This is a genomic window from Roseomonas sp. AR75 (assembly GCF_005222815.1).
Taxonomy (GTDB): Bacteria; Pseudomonadota; Alphaproteobacteria; order Acetobacterales; family Acetobacteraceae; genus Falsiroseomonas.
Genome location: NZ_STGB01000001.1, coordinates 188,096 through 193,476 on the forward strand (window position 1 = coordinate 188,096; position 5,381 = coordinate 193,476).

The following is a 5,381-nucleotide window of genomic DNA, read 5'->3' on the forward strand; positions in this document are numbered from 1 at the left end:
GTCAGCGCTCCCGGAAGGCGGTGGAAACGGCGGCGTAGAGCGGCTTCAGCAGATACTGCAGCACCGTCTTCCGTCCCGTGGTGATCTCGGCCGACACGATCATTCCCGGCACGAGCCGTGCGAGTTCAGGGTTGCGGCCGACATGGTCCTGCGACAGCGCGATGCGGGCGCGCCAATGCGGCTGCTTCTGCTCGTCGAGGAAGCTGCCCGCGGAGATGCGCTGCACGACGCCGTCCACCGTGCCGAAGCGCGAGAAGTCGAAGGCCTGCACCTTCACCGTCACCGGCTGCCCGGGCTCTATGAAGCCGATGTCGCGCGGCGTGATGCGCGCATCCACCACCAAGGTCGCGTCGGCGGGCAGGATCTCCGCGACAAGCGCGCCGGGCGCGAGCACGGTTCCGGGGCGCGTGACTGCCAGTCCGCGCACCACGCCTGCGCTCGGCGCGCGCAGCAGCACGCGCTCGGCCCGGTCCTCGAGACGGATGATGGCGGATTCTGTCTCTGCGATGTCCTGCGCGATCCGTGCCGCTTCCGTGCGTGCCTCGTCGAGCGCGGTGGAGCCGGCTTCCGCCAGGCGCGCTTCTGCCTCCGCTAGCCCGCGCGCGGCGGTTGCGGCCTGGCCGGTGACACGCTCCTGCTCGGCTTCGGCACCCAGCAGCAGGCGATTGGCTTCCAGCACGGCGATGCGGGTCGTGAGTCCATCGCGTGACAAGGCCTGGCGGGTCGCCAATTCGTCGCGGAACATCGCCACCTGCCGGTCCAGCGCCCCGGCCTGCGCCATCAGCATGGCGACCTCGCTGCGGCGCTGCGCCACCTGCTCGGCGAGTGTCACGCGCCGCGCCGCCTGTGCGGCGAGTCGTGCCTCCAGCGCGGCGCGCTGCGGACCGAGCAGCCCCTGCGTCGCGGCGCCTGCCGTTGGCAGCGCGGCGCCCGCCGCCAGCGCTTCCAGCCGCTCGGCCTGCAGCCGCAGCGCATCCAGGCGCACCTGCATCTGGCCGAGCTCCGCGCGCGGCGCCGCATCGTGCAGGCGCAGGACCGGTTGGCCCTGCGAAACCAGCTCGCCCTCGCGCACCAGTACCGCCGCGACGATCCCGCCTTCGAGGTGCTGCACGGGGGCTGCGGCGAGCGAGGTCTCCACCTGGCCAGGTGCGACCGCGATCTCCGGCAGTCGCGTCAGGGCCGCCCAGCCGAGGAAGGCGGCAACCAGCGCGGCGGCGCCCAGGATGGTGGCGCGCTCCACGCCCTTCAGCCGCACTTCCTCCAGCGCGAGCACATGGCGATCGGGCCGGGGCGTGCGGCTGGGCTCCGGCAGTGCGAGGATGCGGCTCATGTCGGGCGTCCCGCGGGCTTGAAGACAGGCAGGCGAAGCGGCGCGGCGGGCGAGGGGCCCGCACCGGGCACCGGCACTTCCTCGACGGTTGCGTCGGCAATGCGCAGCACGCGGTCAGCCAGGCGCATATGGCTCGGCCGGTGCGTCGCCATCAGGATCGTCGCGCGGCCGCGGCGCGCACCGACCACCGCGGCGAAGGCGGTCGCTGTCGCCTCGTCGAGGCCTGCCACCGGCTCGTCCAGCAGCAGAACCGGGGCGTCGCGCAGAAGCGCGCGCGCCAATGCAATGCGCACCAGCAGGCTGCGCGGCAGGCTGCCGGTCGCGTTGTCGCCTACGCGCGTCCGGAAGCCCCCCGGCAGCGCCTCGATCGCCGTCAGGACATGCGCTTCGGCGCAGGCGCGGCGCAGCGCGTCGTCGGTCGCCTCCGGTGCGGCGAGGCGCAGGTTCTGCGCGATGGTGCCGTAGAGGAGATGCGGCGATTGCGGCACATAGGCCACCGCGCGGCGCAGCACGGCCGGGTCATAGGCGCGGACGTCATGCCCGCCCACGCGCACCACGCCGCCCTGCGGACGATAGAGGCCCGCGACGAGCTTCAGCAGCGACGACTTGCCTGCGCCGTCCCCGCCGGTGACGGCAACGACCTCGCCATGACGGATCGCGAAGCTCGCCCCCGCCAGTACAGGTTCGGCCTGGGAGAGATAGCGCAGCGCGACTCGATGGAACACGACATCCCCGCTGGCCGGCCCCGCCATCAGGGCGCGCTGCGCCACCGGCCGCTCGGTCTCCAGCGCCATCATGCCATCCACCTGGCGGATCGAGGCGCGCGTCTGCTCCCAGCGGGAGAGCATCAGGAAGGCGCCCTGCATCGGCGCGAGCACGCGCCAGATCAGCATCATGCCCGCGATCAGCGCGCCTGGCGTCATTCCACCGGCGAGCACGGCGCCGACGCCCAGCACCATCGCACAGAGGCCGGAGAGCGTGACGATCGCCTGCGCCGTGGCCGTCACGCGCCCGTTCACCGCGGCTGCGCGGGCGGACGCGAGGGCTGCCGCGGCGGACGCGGCGGCATAGCCATCGGCCCAACGGTCCGTGGCGCCGGAAAGGCGCAGCGTGCGGTGCGCCTCCAGCAACTCGATTGCCAGCACCTCGCGCGCCTGGCCGGCCTGGGATGCGCCAATGATCGCGCGCCGCGCCGCCCCGCGGGTGACCAGGAACAGCGCCGCGAAGGCGAGCGCGGCGATCACCGGCACCAATGCGATCCAGCCCCCGAGGGCCAGCAGCAGCGCCAGCACGAACAGGCTGAAGGGGAGGTCCAGCACCGCGAGGGCGAAGGCGCCCGTCAGCATTTCCCGGATACCCGCGAAGTCGCGCAGGCGGGACACCTGCGCGGCGGTTCCCGCGCGTTCGACAAGCGCCGCCGGCAGTGCCATGAGCTGCGCGAAGACGCCCTCTGGCACCAGGCGGTCGAGGCGCTCGCCGATGCGCGCCAGCGCGCGCTGGCGCAAGGCGCGGAAGCCGAGCTCGCCCAGCACCGCCAGCAGCACCCCCGGCAGCAACATGGCCAGCGCGTCGGCCTGCCGCCCGGTCACCACCAGGTCAAAGACCAGCATGGTGAAGACCGGCACCGCCAGGCCGAGCAGAGTGACCAGCGCCGACAGGCCGAGAAGAAGCGGCACCGCCGGCGTGAAGCGACGGGCAACGATGCCGATCCAGCTCTCGCGTGCGCGCGGCGGCTCGTGCGGAACCGGGACGTAGAGCGTGCCTGACAGGCGACGCCCGCGCCAGGCACCGGTCAGGCCGGTGGCGCCGTCGAACAGCAGGAGCGTCCCCGCCTCGTCGCGATACAGCACCGAAGCCGCGTGGCCGCGCCGCAGCAGCAGTGCCGGAAGCAGCCGCACATCGAGCCGCCCGCGCTTCAGGCGCAGCGCCCGCGTGGGATGGCCGAGCCGCGCCAACGCGTTGCGGATATCCGTGAGATCGGGCTGCGGCTCGGCATGCGGCAGCGCCGCGAGAATGCCTTCCGGCCCGCCTTCCCAGTGCAGGAGCCCGAGCAGGGCAGCGAGACAGCGGGTGAGGTCCGTCTCCTCGATGCCCGGGGGGTGAGCGACGCGCAACCGGCCGGGCAGCGCGCCGGTGAGCGCGGGCGTGACGTCCGCGAGCGGCTGGTGGACGAAAGCGTTCACGCCACGGCCTCGAGCTGGCCGCCGGCAATACGCAGCACGCGATCCGCCCGCGTGAGGGCAGAGGGCCGGTGACTCACCAGCAGGATGGTGACCTCTCCGCGAAGCTGCGCCAGCACCTTGCCGAGCCGCGCATCGCCCTCCGCATCGAGCTGCGAGGTCACATCGTCCAGCAGCAGGATACGCGGCTTCAGCGCGAGGGCGCGCACCAGCCCGATGCGTTGCATGACGCCGCGTGGCAGCGGCATGCCGCCGGTGCCGACCGGTGTATGCCAGCCGCCGGGCAACGCCGCCGCCACGCTGTCCAGCCCGAGCGCGGCGCCGAAGCGCATCGCACGCTCCTCCAGGATGGGTTCGCCGAGAGTGAGGTTCTCGATCAGCGTCCCGGCAACCAGCGCCGGGTCGGGTGGGACCAGCGCGATCGTGCGCCGTGCGGCGAGATGGTCGTGGCGCGCGAGGTCCTGGCCATCCACCAGCACCGCGCCGGCCTCGGGCCTCGCCTCGCCGGCGATGAGGCGCAGCAGGGCCGAGCGGCCGCTTCCATTCGGCCCGGTGATTCCGAGGAACTCCCCGGGCAGGATTTCGGCCGAGAGGTCGTCGAACAGGTGTCCGCCGCCGATCAGCCGGCCGAACCGCACCGCGCGCAGGCTGATGCGGCCCTCTGGCACGCGCAGCGGCGGCAGGCCCGGACGCGCTTCCTGCGGCAGCAGCGCCAATTCCGCCATGCGGCGGCGGGCATCGGAGAGCGTCTGCCAGCGCACCCAAAGGGCAACGCCGCCGAGCAGCGGCTGCATCGAGCGCCCGGCGAGCATAACGCAGGCGCTGAGGCCGCCGACGGTCAGCGCGCCGTCCAGCACCATCAGGCAGCCCCAGGCAGCCGTGGCGATGGTGGCGAGATGCGCGAAGAGCAGGCCGCCTTCCTGCGCCGCGGCCATGGCGCCGGAGAGGTCCCGGCGCAGTGCCGCCGTGGTGTCCTGCAGCCTTTCGTATCGCCGCTCCAGCAGAGGCTCGGCGCCAAGCAGCTTGAGCGCATGCAGTCCCTGCAGGACGTCGAAGAGGAAGTTGAAGCGGCGCTCTTCCGCTGCCGCCAGGCGCTCCGCCCGCCTTCGCACGCGTCTTCCTGCGATCCAGCCCAGCAGGAGCACGCCGGCGAGCAGCCCCGCGGGCGCCGCGGCGAGCGGTCCGGCGATGGCGGCGATGGCGAGCAGGTAGAGGCCGGCGAAGGGCAGATCGAGGATGGCCTGCAGAGCCGGTCCGGACCAGGCTTCCCGCAGCGTGCCGATGGCCGCAAGACGTTCGGAGTACCAGCCATTGCCATGCGCCTCGAAGGCGGCGGCGGGGGTGCCTGCGATGCGGCGCATCGCCTCCGCCTGAGCGCGCGCCTCCGCCACGGCGGCGAGCCGGCCGAGGACTTCCGCGCGGACGATGCGCAGCGCGAGCTCCAGCAACACGGCGAGTGCGACCGCGCCGGCCAGCAGCGTCAGCGTGCCGGTGGCGGCCTGCGGCAGGATGCGATCATAGACCTGCAGCAGCGCGACAGGGAGCGCCAGCGCCAGCAGCGTGACGAGCAGGGTTGCGAGCAGCAGCGCGGGCAGGGTGCGCGCGCCATGCAGGCGCAGTGCTTCACGCAGCGGCGCAGCAAGCCAATGCCGGCCTGCGGCGCGCCGCTGCCGCGGTGGACCCATGCCCGATGGATCGAGTGCGGTAAGGGAAGGGGGCAAGGGCAGCACCCGATCAGCCAGCCCGGCCAGGGAGCGGCGGGTCGACCGGGAGCCTAGGGGCGGAAAGCTAAGTGGCCGTTAAGCCGGCGACGCGCGCAGCGCGACCGCCAAGCCCAGGCTGCGTCAAGAGCGAGCCCTTACCGCGCAGCG

3 protein-coding genes are annotated in these 5,381 nt (G+C 73.2%); all 3 read right to left on the reverse strand.

The genetic code is table 11. The features are described 5' to 3' along the window. Position 1: 1 nt before the first annotated feature. The 3 genes from E4T13_RS00825 to E4T13_RS00840 are packed head-to-tail and all read right to left on the reverse strand — an operon-like array spanning position 2 to position 5,195. Entirely contained in the window at positions 2-1,330 is a 1,329-nt protein-coding gene (locus tag E4T13_RS00825) for an HlyD family type I secretion periplasmic adaptor subunit (RefSeq protein ID WP_137176368.1), read from the reverse strand. Continuing rightward, positions 1,327-3,513, reverse strand: coding sequence for a peptidase domain-containing ABC transporter (locus tag E4T13_RS29595; protein ID WP_170984727.1), 2,187 nt, complete (start codon positions 3,511-3,513; stop codon positions 1,327-1,329). The genes E4T13_RS00825 and E4T13_RS29595 overlap by 4 nt, the downstream gene beginning before the upstream one ends. Further along, positions 3,510-5,195 (reverse strand): ATP-binding cassette domain-containing protein, encoded by a 1,686-nt coding sequence (locus E4T13_RS00840; protein ID WP_137176369.1) that lies wholly within the window; start codon positions 5,193-5,195, stop codon positions 3,510-3,512. Before E4T13_RS00840 ends, E4T13_RS29595 begins: the two co-directional genes overlap by 4 nt. Positions 5,196-5,381 lie beyond the last annotated feature (186 nt).

What these genes read in the sequence shown, in the direction of transcription:
- E4T13_RS00825 (WP_137176368.1), bottom strand. Translation starts at nt 1,330, where the DNA reads ATGAGCCGCATCCTCGCACTGCCGGAGCCCAGCCGCACGCCCCGGCCC.
- E4T13_RS00840 (WP_137176369.1), bottom strand. Translation starts at nt 5,195, where the DNA reads ATGGGTCCACCGCGGCAGCGGCGCGCCGCAGGCCGGCATTGGCTTGCT.